Below are 16,553 nucleotides of genomic sequence, written 5' to 3' on the forward strand. Positions count from 1 at the left end.
GCCCGAATGGCTCTGCAACTGAGCTTCGCCGAAGCCAGCGCCGCCGGCCCCCGCGCGGAAAACCAGGACGCCTTGCGCCTGGTCACGCCGGCCTCGGCGCTGGCTGCCAGCAAAGGGTTTCTGTTCGCCATCGCCGACGGCGTGAGCCAGTGCGCCGATGGCGGGCTGGCCGCACGTTCGACCTTGCAGGCGCTGGCACTGGACTATTACGCCACTCCGGAAACCTGGAGCGTGGCCCAGGCCCTCGATCGTCTGCTGCTCGCGCAAAACCGCTGGTTGCAGGCCAACGGTGGCGGCCAGCCGCTGCTCACCACCGTCAGCGCGCTGGTCCTGCGCGGCCGGCGGTTTACCCTGGCACACGTCGGTGATTGCCGGGTCTATCGCTGGCACGCCGAGACCTTGCAACGGATCAGCGAGGATCACGTCTGGGATCAACCGGGCATGCAGCACGTGCTCAAACGCGCCCTGGGGCTGGATCAGCATCTGGTGCTGGATTTTCTCGACGGCGAACTGCAAGAGGACGAATGTTTCGTGCTGCTCAGCGATGGCGTGTGGGCGGCGCTCGGCGATACCGCCATTGCCGGAATACTGCGCGATCAACCGGATCTGCACAGTGCGGCGCAAACGCTGGTCAACGCTGCGCACCTGGCCGGCAGTCAGGACAATGCCAGCGCGTTATTGGTGCGGGTGGATGCGGTCGGCGAGGCCAGCCTTGGCGATGCGCTGATTCATTTGCAGCAGTGGCCGCTGCCCTCGCCGCTGAAACCGGGTCAGGCATTCGAAGGCTGGCAGGTGCAAGGGATCGTCGGTCAGAGCCAGCAATCACTGCTGTATCGCGTGCTCGATGGTCAGGGCCAAGCCTGGCTTTTGAAGACGTTGCCTGCACAACTGACAGACGATGCCCAGGCCGGTCAGGCCTTGCTGGCAGAGGAGTGGTTTCTCAAACGCGTCGCCGGGCGGCACTTCCCCCAAGTCCATAGCGCCGTTCAGCGTCAGCATTTGTACTACGTGATGCGTGAATATTCAGGGACGACCCTGGCGCAGCTGTTCGCACAAAGCGGCCCACTGCCACTGGCTCAGTGGCAGGATCTGGCCGAACGCCTGCTGCGGGCTGTCGGCCTGCTGCATCGACGGCAGATCCTGCACCGCGACATCAAACCGGAAAACCTGCACCTGGGGGACGACGGCGAGTTGCGCCTGCTGGATTTCGGTCTGGCGTATTGTCCCGGTCTGTCGCAGGACGCACCGTCGACCTTGCCCGGAACCCCGAGTTTCATCGCGCCGGAAGCCTTTCAAGGCACGGCGCCCAGCACACACCAGGATCTGTATGCGGTAGGCGTGACCTTGTATTTCCTGCTTACCGGGCATTTTCCCTACGGCGAGATCGAAGCCTTCCAGCGCCCGCGTTTCGGGGTGCCGGTGAGTGCCGGTCGCTATCGCCCGGATCTGCCGGAATGGCTGGCGCAATGCCTGGAGCGCGGGGTCTTGGCCGACCCATTGCAACGTTATGAAACTGCTGAAGAATGGCTGCTGGCTCTGGAACAAGGTGAACGCCGCAGCCTGAATGTGCGCCCTCGTCCCTTGCTGGAGCGTGAGCCGCTGAAGGTCTGGCGGACACTGGCGTTACTCGCGCTGCTGGGCAATCTGGTGCTGCTGTTCCTGCTGTTTCATGGCTGACGCGGCGCTCCATTAACGGGCGTGCCGCTTCCATTCAGTGCAAAAACCACAACGAGCATCTGGCCAATTCCAGCCTTACCCCAGTGAATTCGCGGCCCGCCGCGACTTGGCACAACCACTGCATTAACGTTTTCAACTGACATAAAGCCCGGCCTTCAACGACGAAGGCCAGGCTTCCCGAGAGAACGGGACAAGGACAAAGGCGTCCTCGCTAGGTAACTGGCGGGACGCCTTTTTTGTTTGCGCCATTTTTGTCGAGCAAGGCCTGACTGCCCACAAGAGGCAAGCCCGATGCTCCCGGAGAACCTGATGAAAAAACTCAAACTGGTGATGATCGGCAATGGCATGGCCGGGGTTCGCACCCTGGAAGAACTGCTCAAACTGAGCAACGAGCTGTACGACATCACGGTCTTCGGCGCCGAACCGCACACCAACTACAACCGCATCCTGTTGTCGCCGGTATTGGCCGGCGAACAGACCTTCGAAGAAATCGTGCTCAACGACCTCGACTGGTATCTGGAAAACGGCATCAAACTGCTGCTCAACCGCAAAGTGGTGGAGATCGACCGGGTCAAACGCCGAGTGATCGCCGAGGACGGCACCGAGGCCGAATACGATCGCCTGCTGATCGCCACCGGCTCGACCCCGTTCATCCTGCCGATCCCCGGCAACACCTTGCAGGGCGTGATCGGCTACCGCGATATCGCCGACACCCAGGCGATGATCGACACCGCCAAGACCCACAAGCACGCCGTGGTGATCGGCGGCGGCCTGCTCGGTCTCGAAGCGGCCAACGGCCTGATGCTGCGCGGCATGCACGTCACCGTGGTGCACCTCGGTGAATGGCTGCTGGAGCGGCAACTGGACAAGACCAGCGGCCAACTCCTGCAAACCGCCCTCGAATCCCGTGGCCTGCACTTTCGCCTGTGTGAACAGACCCAGGCCCTGCACGACGCCGGCAATGGTCGGGTCGGCTCGGTGCAGTTCAAGAACGGCGACATCATCCCCGCCGATCTGGTGGTCATGGCCGCCGGCATCCGCCCCAACACTGAACTGGCAGAAAAGGCCGGTATCCCGTGCAATCGCGGGATCCTGGTCAACGACACCCTGCAAACCTACGACCCACGCATCTATGCCATCGGTGAGTGCGCCAACCACCGTGGCATCGCCTACGGCCTGGTGGCGCCGCTGTTCGAACAGGCCAAGGTCTGCGCCAACCACTTGGCGCAACTGGGCTTCGCCCGTTATCAGGGCTCGGTGACGTCGACCAAACTGAAGGTCACCGGCATCGATCTGTTCTCCGCCGGTGACTTCATGGGTGGCGAAGGCACCGAAACCATCACCCTCTCCGACCCGATCGGCGGGGTGTACAAAAAACTGGTGATCAAGGATGACGTGCTGGTCGGCGCCTGTCTGTACGGCGATACGGCAGATGGCGGTTGGTATTTCCGGCAGATTCGTGAGAATCACGCCATCGGCGAGATCCGCGATCACTTGATGTTTGGTGAAAACGCCCTCGGCGACGTAGGACATCAGGGCCAGGACAAAGCCATGAGCATGGCCGACAACGCCGAAGTCTGCGGCTGCAACGGCGTGTGCAAGGGCACCATCGTCAAGGCGATTCAGGAACACGGCCTGTTCAGCGTCGACGAAGTGAAGAAACACACCAAGGCTGCCAGCTCCTGCGGCTCCTGCGCCGGGCTGGTCGAGCAGATCCTGATCAACACCGTCGGCGGCGCGGCGGACGTCAAACCGAAAAGCGAAAAAGCCATCTGCGGTTGCAGCGATCTCAACCATGGCCAGATTCGCCAGGCCATTCGCGAGCAGCACCTGCTGACCATCGCCGGCACCATGAGCTACCTCAACTGGCGCACCCCGAACGGCTGCGCCACCTGCCGCCCGGCCCTAAACTATTACCTGATTTCCACCTGGCCCGGCGAAGCCAAGGACGATCCGCAGTCGCGTCTGATCAACGAGCGGGCCCACGCCAACATCCAGAAGGACGGCACCTATTCGGTGGTGCCACGGATGTGGGGCGGCGTGACCAACCCGTCGGAACTGCGGCGCATCGCCGACGTGGCGGACAAATACCAGGTGCCGATGGTCAAGGTCACCGGCGGCCAGCGCATCGACTTGCTGGGGATCAAGAAACAGGATCTGCCCGGTGTGTGGAAAGACCTCGACATGCCGTCCGGCCATGCCTATGGCAAATCGATCCGCACGGTGAAAACCTGCGTCGGCAGCGAGTTCTGCCGCTTCGGCACGCAGAACTCGACCCAGTTGGGCATCGACCTCGAACATGACCTGTTCAACATGTGGTCGCCGCACAAAGTGAAACTGGCAGTCTCCGGATGCCCACGCAACTGTTCGGAAGCGGGGATCAAGGACGTGGGAATCATCGGCGTCGATTCCGGCTGGGAGATGTACATCGGTGGCAACGGCGGGATCAAGACCGAGGTCGCCGAGTTCTTCGTCAAGCTCAAGACCGCCGAGGAAGTGCGCGAATACAACGGCGCGTTCCTGCAGTTGTACCGCGAAGAAGCCTTCTACCTCGAACGCACCGTGCACTACCTGCAACGGGTCGGCATGGAGCACATCAAGAAAGCCGTGCTGGAAGATCCCGAGCGCCGCAAGGCCCTGAACGAGCGCCTGCAATTCTCCCTGTCGTTCGAACAGGACCCGTGGAAAGAGCGCCTCGCGCAGCCGCAACTGAAGAAAGAATTCGACGTGATCCCCGTGAAAAACCTGGAGGTGCCGGCATGAACTGGCTCGATATCTGTGCCCTGGAAGAGATCAATGCCCTCGGTTCGCGGATCATCGCCGGGCCCAAAGGTGACATCGCGATCTTTCGCACAAGCGACGACGAAGTTTTCGCACTCGATGACCGCTGCCCGCACAAGGGCGGCCCATTGTCCCAAGGCCTGATCTACGGCAAACGTGTCGCCTGCCCGCTGCACAACTGGCAGATCGACCTGCAATCCGGCGAAGCCCAGGCGCCGGACGTCGGCTGCGCGCACCATCACCCGGCTCGGGTCGAGAATGGCCGGGTGCAACTGGCCCTGCGGGACGCCGTCTGATGAACCGCCAGACGACCGCCTCGACCTGTTGCTATTGCGGGGTCGGCTGCGGCGTGCTGATCGAGCATGACGGCGAGCGCATCCTCGGCGTCAGCGGCGATCCGGCGCATCCGGCCAACTTCGGCAAACTGTGCAGTAAAGGCTCGACCCTGCACCTGACCGGCGATCTGGCGGCCCGAGCGTTGTATCCGGAATTGCGCCTGGGCAAAGGCCTGGCGCGCAGTCGCTGCGACTGGGACACCGCGCTGGATCACGCCACCAACGTGTTCGCCGCAACCATCGCTGAACACGGCCCGGACAGCGTGGCGTTCTACATCTCCGGGCAATTGCTGACCGAGGATTACTACGCCTTCAACAAACTGGCGCGGGCGCTGGTCGGCACCAACAACATCGACAGCAATTCACGGCTGTGCATGTCTTCGGCGGTGGTCGGCTACAAGCGCAGCCTCGGCGCCGACGCACCGCCATGCAGCTATGAAGACCTGGAGTTGAGCGATTGCGTGGTGATCGTCGGCAGTAACATGGCCTACGCCCATCCGGTACTTTTTCGCCGTCTCGAAGAAGCCAAATCCCACCGCCCGCAGATGAAAGTCGTCGTCATTGATCCACGGCGCACCGACACCTGCGATCTGGCGGACCTGCATCTGGCGATTCTGCCGGGCACCGATGTCGCGCTGTTCCATGGGATTTTGCATCTGCTGCTGTGGGAAGACTGGATCGACCGCGACTTCATCAAGGCCCACACCGACGGGCTCGCCGAGCTGAAAAGCCTGGTGCGCGATTACACCCCGGCGATGGTTTCGCAGCTGTGCGGGATCAGCGTCGAGCAGTTGCAGCAATGCGCCGAGTGGATCGGCACCGCGCCGAGTTTTCTGTCGCTGTGGTGCATGGGCCTGAACCAGTCCACCGCCGGCAGTGAGAAGAACAGCGCGCTGATCAATCTGCATCTGGCCACCGGGCAAATCGGCCGGCCGGGTGCAGGACCTTTCTCCCTGACCGGTCAGCCGAATGCCATGGGCGGGCGCGAAACCGGCAGTCTTTCCAACCTGTTGCCAGGCCATCGTGAAGTCGCCAATCCAGAGCACCGCGCCGAAGTGGCGGCGTATTGGGGTGTGGATAAGCTGCCGGAAAATACCGGGCTCAGTGCCATCGAACTGTTTGAGCAGGTACGCAGCGGCAAGATCAAGGCGTTGTGGATTGCCTGCACCAACCCCGCGCAATCGATGCCGGATCAGAACACCGTGCGCGCCGCGCTGGAGACTTGTCCGTTCGTGGTGTTGCAGGAGGCGTTTCGCACCACCGAAACCGCGGCGTTTGCCGATCTGCTGCTGCCGGCGGCCAGTTGGGGCGAGAAGGAAGGCTCGGTGACCAACTCCGAGCGGCGGATTTCCCACGTCCGCCAGGCCATTGCCGCACCGGGTGAGGCGCGTCCGGACTGGGCGATCACGGTGGATTTCGCACAGCGCCTGGAGAAACGTCTGCGCCCGCAACAACCGGGTCTGTTTGCTTTCGAGCAACCGGCGCAGTTGTTTGACGAGTACAAACAACTGACCAGGGGGCGCGATTTGGATTTGTCCGGGATCAGCCATGGTTTGATTGATGAACTGGGGCCACAGCAATGGCCCTTCCCCGCCGGCGCTCGCCAAGGCACAGCCCGACTGTATGGCGACGGGATCTTTCCTACAGCGAACGGGCGCGCGCAGTTTGTTGCTGATCCCTATCGCGCCGCCAAGGAACAGCGCGACGCGCGCTTTCCCCTGACCCTGATCACCGGTCGCCTGCGAGATCAATGGCACGGTATGAGCCGCACGGGTACGGCTGCGCAGTTGTTCGGCCATGTCAGCGAAGCAGTGTTGAGCCTGCATCCTGACGAAATGCGCCGTCACCGCTTACAACCGGGGGATCTGGTGAATCTGAAAAGTCGTCGGGGTGCAGTGACCGTGGCGGTCGCCAGCGATGACAGTGTGCGTCCGGGCCAGGCGTTCCTGCCGATGCACTGGGGTGATCGTTTCCTCAAGGGCGGTGTGAACAGCCTGACCCTGCCCGCCTTCGATCCTTTGTCGAGACAGCCTGAACTCAAGCATAGCGGCGTGCGGCTGGAGCCGGTGAATTTGCCATGGCAACTGTTCGCACTGATCGAGGGCGATGTTCAACGGCATTTCGAGGCGCTTCGACCGCTCTGTGAGGCGTTTTCCTACGCAAGTCTCAGCCTTGTCGGACGTGAACGGCCAGCGCTGCTGATACGCGCAGCCAGCGCCGTGGCGCCAGAACCGCAATTGCTGCGTGAAATCGACCAGTGCCTGGCCCTGATCGACGGGCCAGTGCTGGCTTATGACGATCCTCGCCGCGCCATCGGCAAGCGGGTGCGCATCGAAAACGGACGAATCACCACGATCCGTCTGGCCGGCGAAACCCTCGCCCAACATTGGCTGCAAGGCCTGTGGCTGGAGGGCCGCGCCGACGAACAACTGCGGCGCTGGTTGCTGGCGCCGATGAGTGCACCGCCGGGCAATGCCGGTGCGCAGGTTGTGGCGGACAAAACCCTGTGCAACTGCAAGAACGTCAGCCACAGCGCGGTTTGCGCCGGTATCCGTGAAGGACTGGACCTGCAGGGTTTGAAAAACAAGTTGGGATGCGGCACGCAATGCGGTTCCTGCGTCCCGGAAATCAAGCGTTTGCTGGCCACCGATGTGCGTCCGGTCGCCGTTATCTGAAGAGGAAAACACCATGAACGCGAAAGTCTGGCTGGTGGGCGCGGGCCCCGGTGATCCTGAACTGCTGACGCTCAAAGCGGTGCGTGCCTTGCGCGAGGCCGAGGTGGTACTGATCGACGATCTGGTCAATGAGGCGGTACTTGAGCACTGCCCTGCTGCACGGATCATCGCGGTCGGCAAACGCGGCGGCTGCCGCTCGACGCCCCAGGCGTTCATCCATCGGCTGATGCTGCGATATGCCCGTCAGGGCAAATGCGTGGTGCGGCTCAAGGGCGGCGATCCGTGCATTTTCGGGCGTGGGGGTGAGGAAGCGCAGTGGTTGCGCGAGCGCGGGGTCGAGGTGGAACTGGTCAATGGCATCACCGCCGGACTGGCCGGCGCGACCCAGTGTGATATTCCGCTGACATTGCGCGGCGTCGCACGGGGCGTGACGCTGGTCACAGCCCATACCCAGGACGACAGCCAGTTGAATTGGCGGGCGCTGGCGCAAGGCGGGACAACGCTGGTGATTTACATGGGAGTGGCGAAGCTCGGCGAGATTCGCGAACAACTGCTGGCAGGCGGTATGGCGGCGGATACGCCAGTGGCGATGATCGAGAATGCTTCATTGCCAGAACAGCGCGAATGCCGCAGCGATCTGACAGCGATGGAGAACGATGCCCTTGATTTTCGGCTCAAGAGCCCTGCGATTCTGGTCATAGGCGCCGTTGCAGCGGCTGCGACCCAGGTTGATTCGATTGGCTGGGCAGCCGATCGTCTGGCCTGACAATCGCTGGATTCACCAAATCACAGGCAAAGAAAAGCCCGGCCTAAGCCGGGCTTTTCTCGTAGCGGCAGCTAATTACTTAGCTTGAGCTTCAACCTGCGCTTCTACGCGACGGTTAACAGCACGGCCAGCTTCAGTTTTGTTGTCAGCAACTGGGCGGGATTCGCCGTAGCCGATCGACTGAACGCGGGACGATTCAACACCGTACTGGTTGGTCAGAACTTGCTTAACGGCGTTTGCACGACGCTCGGACAGTTTCTGGTTGTAAGCGTCAGGACCGACGGAGTCAGTGTGACCTTCAACAGTAGTGGTGGTGGATGGGTACTGCTTCATGAAGTCAGCCAGGTTTTTGATGTCGCCGTAGCTGTTTGGCTTCACAACCGACTTGTCGAAGTCGAACTTGACGTCCAGCTCAACACGAACAACTTCAGCAACTGCAGGGCAGCCATCAGCGTCAACAGTTACGTTGGCCGGGGTGTCCGGGCACTTGTCAACGTTGTCGCAAACGCCGTCGTTGTCGCTGTCGGAGCAGACTTCAGCTGGAGCTGGAACTGGAGCAGCGGCTGGCTTGTTGCCGCCACCGAAGTTCACGCCCAGACCGATTACTGGAGCGTAGTTCCAGCGACCGTTGTCCAGTTTGTAGTCAGCGTCTACACCAGCACGGGCGTAGAAGTTTTCAGCGAAGTAGTACTTAACGCCAGCGCCAGCAGTCAGGTAGGTCGACTGATCGCGACCGGTGTGGCCATCAGCAGCTACGTTGGTCAGGCTGCCGTGCTTAACACCACCGGAAACGTAAGGACGCAGAGCGTCGCCAGCGTTGTTGAAGTGGTACTGAGCGTTCAGACCGAAGTTGTCGCCGTGCAGTTTCTGGCTGCCGGTGCCGTCGTTCGAACGGGTGTGGTTGTTCTTGTCGTAGGTCAAGTTCAACGATACGTCGTCGGTCAAGAAGTAACCGATAGAGGCGCCTGGGTTGAAGCCGTCTTCGACATGGTTAACGCTGTCGTTGTACTGCTTCTTGTAGAACAGTTCGCCTTCAACTGCGCCTTGGCCTTGTGCCAGTGCGCCGAACGAAGTAGCGGCAATCAAAGAACCAATGGCCAAGCCCAAGGTGTTTTTCAGTTTCATCCGTTAAATCCCCATCTGGTGATTGTGAAGCAGTCCCGCAAACCGGGGGACAACTCGGCGGCAAGTCTATCAGAACTTGCCTACACGTAAGAGATATTTGCGCCGAACTAAGTTTCAGCAATGCCTGCAAATTTCTCACGCAATTTATCTAGAGCACGTTTGTAACGCATTTTTGTCGCACTCAAACCCATGTGCATGATGTCTGCGATCTCCTGGAACTCCAGCTCTGCGACAAATCGCAGCACCAGAATTTCCCGGTCAATCGGGTTCACATACACCAGCCAGCGATCCAGTCCGCCCTTCTCCTCGGGTTTCGGCGCCTTTTCTTCGGACGCTTCCTCGAGGGGGTCAAGACTCAGTGCGTCCATCAAGCGACGCTTTCGCCGTTCCTTCCGATACTGTGTGATGCATTCGTTGTAGGTGATGCTGTACAGCCATGTCTTGAACTTCGATTTTCCCTCGAAGTTCTTCAGCCCGTACAGCACCTTCAACATCACTTCCTGACAGACATCGTCTGCATCGCGATCGTTCCCAAGATATCGTGCGCACACGTTAAATAATGTCCGCTGGTAACGCCGCATCAGTTCTTCATACGCACGCGTCACGTGAAAAAGCTCGGTATGCGAGCGCGCGACCAACTCCTCATCAGAGAGCTCGCGGGGGTCGTAGCGCGTGGATAGCGTTTGGGCTTTATTCAAAACAAGTCGTGCCGACAGTCAGGTCAATGTCCACCGCAGCCAGCGATGGCTGGCATTTTGCGGCGGCATACATTAGCAGGGTTTGCCGGGTTAGCGGCTACTCACATGCTGCTCCAGCAGGATCCGATTGGAGAGAGAGACTAGCTCACCCTCATCGGTCAGCAATGTGGTCTTAACCGTGCCGATCTCTTCAATCTGGCCTTCGACCTCGCCAATACGCACTTGTTGCCCAACCTGATACAACTCACGCACATAGATTCCCGCAAGAATCTGACCGGCAATTTCCCGGCTTCCCAACCCCATGGCCAGCGCAACCGCCAGACCAACGGTAATCAATACGATGACAATCACATGGTTCAGCAGGTCGGTCTTGACCTCCAGCTGACTGATCGCTACCGAAATGCTGATGATGATTACCAGGCCCTGGGCAATTCGCCCAAGCCCTGAAGCGTAGTCCAGGCCTACGCCTTCTGCCGCCCCGCGAACCAGGCCATTGGCCAGTTGCGCGAGCAGGACACCGACCAGCAACACCAGCGCCGCGCCGAATACCTTCGGCAGATACAGCGCGAGCATATCAAGCGTAGCTGAAACTCGCTCAAGCCCAAGGGATTCTGCTGCCGAAACCAGAAAAATCAGCAGAACGAACCAATAGACGATTTTACCGATCAACGTGGAGATCGGCACTTGCAGCCCCGCGCGGGACATCAATTTGGTCAGACCGGTGCCGCCCATCAGGCGATCAAGCCCCAGTTTTGCCAGCAACTTGGACAACAAGGTGTCCAGCAACTTGGCCACGACAAAACCCAACAGCAGCACAACCAGTGCGCCGAACAGGTTCGGAATGAAGTTAGCGACTTTGGTCCACAACGCAGTCATTGCAGTGACGAGGCTCTGAGTCCAGAGATCAAGTTCCATATTCAATCAGCCTTATCAGCGGTGCGAGCGGTAGGTTTACGGAGACGGGAAACCGGCGCGACATGGGCCGAGCCGTTATTCAGGGCGATCATCAGCGCGGGCAGCCAGCGGCCCAGCAGACTGAACAGATCGCCTGCGCCAACCTGGCGGTTGGCGGTTTTGAGTACGCGGCCCAGGCAGGCATCGTCGTCGCGGCTGGACGGCGAGGCGTTGAGCATGTCGCGCAAAGACTGTTCAAACGGATCGTGCATACGCACCTCTCGTGATGTCTGTGAAAGACGCGGGCAAATTTGGTCGGGTCACATGGCGCATCGTCAGACCCAGCGCAATCGGCGGAACAACCACCATTGTCCGAACGCCAGGGCGAGCACCGTCAGGCAAGCGATCAGGAAACCATAAGGGCTGCTCGAGAACGGAATGCCGCCGACATTGATGCCCAACAGACCGGTAATAAAACTCATCGGCAAGAAGATGCAGGTGATGATGCCGAAACGATACATCGTGCGATTCATGTGCACGCTCAAGCGCCGGTCTTCGGCCTCCAGCACAAGCCCCACGCGCTCTCGGGTCAATTCGAGCTCTTCGAGATAACGGGTCAGGCTGTTGTTCAATTCGTTCCAGTAGTCGGCATCGTCATCGACGAACCACGGCAGTTTTATCCGCGTCAGCTGTCCGAAAATATCCCGCTGCGGTGCCAGGAAACGCTTCAGCCCGGCAGCCCTGCGACGGATATGCAAAATGGCGCCATGCTCGGGGGTATACCGTTCGTCGGCATCCAGTTTTTCTTCCTCTTCATCGACCACTTCGGAGAGGCAAGTCACCAGATCCTGCACCTTGTTGGTGAGGAATTGCGCCAGATAAAGCATCAGTTCGGACGAAGTTTTCGGCCCTTTGCCCTCGCCCAGCATCACCAGCAACTCGTCCGTGGCGCGCAACGGACGCAAGCGCAGGGAAATCACCCGCTGGGCCGAAGCAAAAATCCGCACCGATACCATGTCTTCCGGCTCGGCGCCCGGGTTGAGATTGACCCCGCGCAAAAACAGCAGCAGCTCGGAATCCGGCAGCGGCAAGAGGCGTGGGCGGGTGTTTTCTTCCAGCAGCAGATCGCAGGTGAACTCGTTGAGCCCACTGGATTTGCGCAGCCAGGTCTGGGTCTGCGGGTGACTGCGATCCCAGTGCAACCACAGGCTTTCATGAGCCTGCAGCTGCAGATCGTCGAGATCAGTCCGGGCTATCGAACGCGCACCGCCTTTACCGTCCAGCACCAGGGCATGCACCAGCCCCCATTGCGCGTTTTCTTCCTCGAACATCCTCACCCCTGTGATTACAGCGATTTATTCAGGCATTTTCAGCGGACTTGGCGAGATGATCACGCCATTGTTGTCCGCATAGATGTACTGACCGGGATGAAAGGTCACACCCGCGAAGGTCACCGGCACGTTGAGGTCGCCGAGACCGCGTTTTTCAGTCTTTTTCGGATGGCTGGCCAGGGCCTGCACGCCAAGATCGGTCTGGGCGATGACGTCCACATCACGGATGCAGCCGTAGATGACCAGCCCTTCCCAACCGTTTTTCGAGGCTTTCTCGGCGATCATGTCGCCCAGCAGTGCACAGCGCAGCGAGCCACCGCCATCGACCACCAGCACCTTGCCGTTGCCCTTGAGCTCGGCTTGTTCCTTGACCAGCGAGTTGTCTTCGAAGCATTTGATGGTCACGATTTCGCCACCGAACGAATCACGGCCGCCGAAATTGCTGAACATCGGTTCCAGCACCTGAACCAGCTCCGGATAGGCGTCGCACAGGTCAGGCGTAAGGTAATGGTTCATCGAAAAACTCCTGTAACAAGGAAGACGATCAAGGATGTCGCACTCTTTTGAAACGAGTTCCGGCGGTCGCTGTTTACCTTAGCCCATGTCATGGTCGCTGAACGAACCTGAACACAGGCTGAAACGTAATAGCGAAACAGTCACTAAATATGACCAGAACCGCCCAATGCGTCATATCTTAGCCGCAAGCCGACGCGAACGAAATGCCCTTTTCAGGGCGCCGCGTTCAGACCGCTGCAGCCAGATCCGGCTTCTCGCCAAGCAATGGCGTGTGCTGATCTGCCAGCCAGCGCGCCACCAGCGGCCAGACCTCAGCCTGCGCCGCCTTGCTGACCAGCATCTCGACATGACCGAACTGATCGTTGAAGCCCTGCTCTCGGCCCAGATTGATGAACTGCTTGTGCTCGGAGCCAATCTGTTCGAACAGTTTCCGGCAGGCCCAGGTCGGATCCTGATGATCCCCCGCCGCGCTCACTGCCAGCACCGGCACCTGCACATCGGCAAGACCTGCCCACCAATCCTTGTCCTTGTCGCCGAAACGGCCGAACAGCCCGTACCAGCGCATGCTTTCCAGCGCCAGGCCGATTGGCTCGTCCTCGGGGCCGCGCTTGAGCCGCGAGCCGGACAACTGGGCAAAACGCTTGAGAATGAAGCGCCCGCTCCATTCCACCGGCGGAATCTTCAACGGCCAGTAGGTGCGACTGACCTGGGTGCCGAAAAACGCCGCCGACGCCACCGCAGGCTCACCGAGGTATTCGCCGCCCAACGCGGCTGCCAGCGTGATGCCACCCAGCGAGTGGCCGATCCAGTGCGGAATCTGCCCGCTCTGCTCACGGACGAACGCAGCAATCGCCGGCAAATCGTAACGGGCATAGTCGGCGACGCGGTTGCGGCGGTAGTCCTCGTTGCGCTGGGACAAGCCGTGACCGCGCATTTCCGGGATCCACACATCGAAGCCCAGCCGCGTCAGATAGGCGCCCAGGCCCAGGCCTTTTGGCGAAAACCAGAAGCGCCGGTTGGAAAAACTGCCGTGCAGCAAGATCACCGGCACGCCACGCGACGCCGGCTCATCGGCCATGCCGAGACGGGTCACCGCGATTTCCACGGACCAGTCAGGGCTGTTGCCCGGTTTCAAACGATAAACGTCTTCGCTCAGATCACCGCGTCGCTCGGCGCTGATCAGGGCGACAGGAAATAGGTTGCTGCTGCTTTGCATAATGCTCTTGCACAAAAAAGGGCGGCATCCGGAGAGCTCGCCCTACTTCAATCTTAAAGCCCCGGCCCGGTTCAACGGGCCGGGGCTTCATTCACGGTTTATTCCGCCGCCTGGCCTTCGGCAAGGAAGAACCAGGTTTCCAGCACGGTGTCCGGGTTCAGCGACACGCTTTCGATGCCCTGTTCCATCAGCCACTTGGCCAGGTCCGGGTGGTCCGAAGGCCCCTGACCGCAGATGCCGATGTACTTGCCGGCCTTGTTGCACGCGGCAATCGCGTTGGCCAGCAGTTTCTTGACCGCCGGATTACGCTCGTCGAACAGGTGCGCGATGATCCCGGAGTCACGGTCCAGACCCAGTGTCAGCTGAGTCAGGTCGTTGGAGCCGATCGAGAAACCGTCGAAAAATTCGAGGAATTCTTCCGCCAGGATCGCGTTGGACGGCAGTTCGCACATCATGATTACGCGCAGACCGTTGTCGCCACGCTTGAGGCCATTCTCGGCAAGCAGATCCACCACCTGGCTGGCTTCGCCGAGGGTACGGACGAACGGCACCATGATTTCGACGTTGGTCAGGCCCATCTCGTTGCGCACGCGCTTCAGCGCACGGCACTCGAGTTCGAAGCAGTCACGGAACGATTCGCTGATGTAACGCGAAGCGCCACGGAAGCCCAGCATCGGGTTTTCTTCTTCCGGCTCGTACAGTTTGCCGCCGATCAGGTTGGCGTATTCGTTGGACTTGAAGTCCGACAGACGCACGATGACTTTCTTCGGTGCGAACGCAGCGGCCAGGGTGCTGATGCCCTCAACCAGTTTCTCGACATAGAAGCCGACCGGATCGTCGTAACCGGCGATGCGCTTGTCGACGCTTTCCTTGATGTCCTGCGGCAGACCGTCGTAGTTCAACAGCGCTTTCGGGTGGACGCCGATCATGCGGTTGATGATGAATTCCAGACGGGCCAGGCCCACGCCGGCGTTCGGCAGCTGCGCGAAGTCGAAGGCGCGGTCCGGGTTGCCGACGTTCATCATGATCTTGAACGGCAGCTCCGGCATGGCGTCGACGGAGTTCTTCTTGATGTCGAAGCCCAGTTCGCCTTCGAAGATGTAACCGGTGTCGCCTTCGGCGCAGGACACGGTCACGCCCTGGCCATCTTTCAGCAGTTGGGTGGCGTTGCCGCAACCGACGACTGCGGGAATACCCAGCTCACGGGCGATGATCGCCGCGTGGCAGGTACGGCCGCCACGGTTGGTGACGATGGCGCTGGCGCGCTTCATCACCGGTTCCCAGTCCGGGTCGGTCATATCGGAGACCAGCACGTCGCCCGGCTGCACTTTGTCCATTTCCGACACGTCGCGGATGATCCGCACCTTGCCGGCGCCGATGCGCTGGCCGATCGCACGGCCTTCCACCAGCACGGTGCCGGTTTCTTTCAGCAGGTAACGTTCCATGACGTTGGCCTGGGTGCGGCTTTTCACGGTTTCCGGACGGGCCTGCACGATGTACAGCTTGCCGTCGTCACCGTCCTTGGCCCATTCGATGTCCATCGGGCAGCCGTAGTGTTTCTCGATGATCATCGCCTGCTTGGCCAACTCGCTGACTTCAGCGTCGGTCAGGCAGAAACGCGCGCGCTCGGCCTTGTCGACATCAACGGTTTTCACGGAACGACCGGCCTTGGCCTCGTCGCCGTAGATCATCTTGATGGCCTTGCTGCCCAGGTTGCGGCGCAGGATCGCCGGGCGACCGGCCTCCAGCGTGCCCTTATGGACATAGAATTCGTCCGGGTTCACCGCGCCTTGCACGACGGTTTCGCCCAGGCCGTAGGCGCCGGTGATGAACACCACGTCACGGAAGCCGGATTCGGTATCGAGGGTGAACATCACGCCGGCGGTGCCGGTTTCCGAACGCACCATGCGCTGCACGCCGGCCGACAGGGCGACCAGCTTGTGGTCGAAGCCCTGGTGCACGCGGTAGGAAATGGCGCGGTCGTTGAACAGGGAAGCGAACACTTCCTTGGCCGCGCGGATGACGTTTTCCACGCCACGGATGTTCAGGAAGGTTTCCTGCTGACCGGCGAACGAAGCGTCCGGCAAGTCTTCGGCGGTGGCGGAGGAACGCACGGCCACGGCCACGTCAGGGTTACCAGCCGACAGCGCGGCGAACGCGGTGCGGATCTCGGTGTTCAGTTTTTCAGGGAATTCGGCTTCCATGATCCATTGGCGGATCTGGGCGCCGGTCTTGGCCAGGGCATTGACGTCATCGACGTCCAGCGCATCGAGGGCCTTGTGGATCTGATCGTTCAGGCCGCTCAGTTCCAGGAAGTCGCGATAGGCTTGCGCCGTGGTGGCGAAGCCGCCGGGGACCGAAACACCGGCACCGGCCAGGTTACTGATCATCTCGCCCAGGGATGCGTTCTTGCCCCCCACATGCTCAACATCGTGTTTGCCGAGCTTATCGAGGGAAACTACGTACTCTACCAAGGTGATCTCTCCACTAACTGTGTTGGAAAAGCTCAGAAACCGGCGGCTCGGGGGAGCGTTGGCCG

Annotated in this window: 13 protein-coding genes; 5 read left to right on the forward strand and 8 right to left on the reverse strand. The window is 60.5% G+C overall.

Annotation, left to right across the window (positions count from 1 at the left end):
* Nucleotides 1-6 precede the first annotated feature (6 nt).
* The 5 genes from QLG12_RS25500 to cobA all read left to right on the forward strand — a co-directional run bounded on the left by QLG12_RS25500 (nucleotide 7) and on the right by cobA (nucleotide 8,234).
* Complete coding sequence (locus QLG12_RS25500; protein ID WP_282475429.1) at nucleotides 7-1,677, forward strand: bifunctional protein-serine/threonine kinase/phosphatase; 1,671 nt, start codon at nucleotides 7-9, stop codon at nucleotides 1,675-1,677.
* Between the two features lie 309 nt (nucleotides 1,678-1,986).
* Entirely contained in the window at nucleotides 1,987-4,440 is a 2,454-nt protein-coding gene (gene nirB, locus QLG12_RS25505; protein ID WP_197869514.1) for a nitrite reductase large subunit NirB, read from the forward strand.
* Entirely contained in the window at nucleotides 4,437-4,754 is a 318-nt protein-coding gene (gene nirD / locus QLG12_RS25510; RefSeq protein WP_007951992.1) for a nitrite reductase small subunit NirD, read from the forward strand. Before nirB ends, nirD begins: the two co-directional genes overlap by 4 nt.
* A complete protein-coding gene (locus QLG12_RS25515) occupies nucleotides 4,754-7,468 on the forward strand; it encodes a nitrate reductase (RefSeq protein ID WP_282475430.1) in 2,715 nt (904 codons plus the stop codon). The genes nirD and QLG12_RS25515 overlap by 1 nt, the downstream gene beginning before the upstream one ends.
* A 13-nt stretch (nucleotides 7,469-7,481) precedes the next feature.
* A complete protein-coding gene (cobA, locus tag QLG12_RS25520) occupies nucleotides 7,482-8,234 on the forward strand; it encodes a uroporphyrinogen-III C-methyltransferase (protein WP_197869516.1) in 753 nt (250 codons plus the stop codon).
* A gap of 75 nt (nucleotides 8,235-8,309) precedes the next feature.
* On the opposite strand, the gene QLG12_RS25525 is transcribed toward cobA, so the two are convergent.
* The 8 genes from QLG12_RS25525 to ppsA form a co-directional block, all read right to left on the reverse strand.
* Nucleotides 8,310-9,359, reverse strand: a complete 1,050-nt coding sequence (locus QLG12_RS25525) for an OmpA family protein (RefSeq protein ID WP_197869517.1) — start codon at nucleotides 9,357-9,359, stop codon at nucleotides 8,310-8,312.
* A gap of 107 nt (nucleotides 9,360-9,466) precedes the next feature.
* Nucleotides 9,467-10,057 carry an RNA polymerase sigma factor SigX gene (gene sigX, locus QLG12_RS25530; RefSeq protein ID WP_011333251.1) on the reverse strand — a complete coding sequence of 197 codons (591 nt, stop codon included), beginning with the start codon at nucleotides 10,055-10,057 and terminating at the stop codon, nucleotides 9,467-9,469.
* Nucleotides 10,058-10,147: 90 nt separating this feature from the next.
* The gene (locus QLG12_RS25535; protein ID WP_007951987.1) at nucleotides 10,148-10,972 is read right to left on the reverse strand and encodes a mechanosensitive ion channel domain-containing protein; all 825 of its coding nucleotides are present in this window, start codon (nucleotides 10,970-10,972) and stop codon (nucleotides 10,148-10,150) included.
* Between the two features lie 2 nt (nucleotides 10,973-10,974).
* Nucleotides 10,975-11,223, reverse strand: coding sequence for a hypothetical protein (locus QLG12_RS25540; RefSeq protein ID WP_007951986.1), 249 nt, complete (start codon nucleotides 11,221-11,223; stop codon nucleotides 10,975-10,977).
* 63 nt (nucleotides 11,224-11,286) lie between these two features.
* Entirely contained in the window at nucleotides 11,287-12,282 is a 996-nt protein-coding gene (locus QLG12_RS25545; RefSeq protein ID WP_011333249.1) for a zinc transporter ZntB, read from the reverse strand.
* Between the two features lie 24 nt (nucleotides 12,283-12,306).
* The gene (rraA, locus tag QLG12_RS25550; RefSeq protein ID WP_064594678.1) at nucleotides 12,307-12,798 is read right to left on the reverse strand and encodes a ribonuclease E activity regulator RraA; all 492 of its coding nucleotides are present in this window, start codon (nucleotides 12,796-12,798) and stop codon (nucleotides 12,307-12,309) included.
* Between the two features lie 226 nt (nucleotides 12,799-13,024).
* Nucleotides 13,025-14,014, reverse strand: a complete 990-nt coding sequence (locus QLG12_RS25555) for an alpha/beta fold hydrolase (RefSeq protein WP_236195145.1) — start codon at nucleotides 14,012-14,014, stop codon at nucleotides 13,025-13,027.
* A gap of 98 nt (nucleotides 14,015-14,112) precedes the next feature.
* Nucleotides 14,113-16,488, reverse strand: a complete 2,376-nt coding sequence (gene ppsA / locus QLG12_RS25560; RefSeq protein WP_236195146.1) for a phosphoenolpyruvate synthase — start codon at nucleotides 16,486-16,488, stop codon at nucleotides 14,113-14,115.
* Nucleotides 16,489-16,553 lie beyond the last annotated feature (65 nt).

The organism is Pseudomonas sp. V88_4 (assembly GCF_029967985.1).
Classification (GTDB): Bacteria; Pseudomonadota; Gammaproteobacteria; order Pseudomonadales; family Pseudomonadaceae; genus Aquipseudomonas; species Aquipseudomonas glycinae.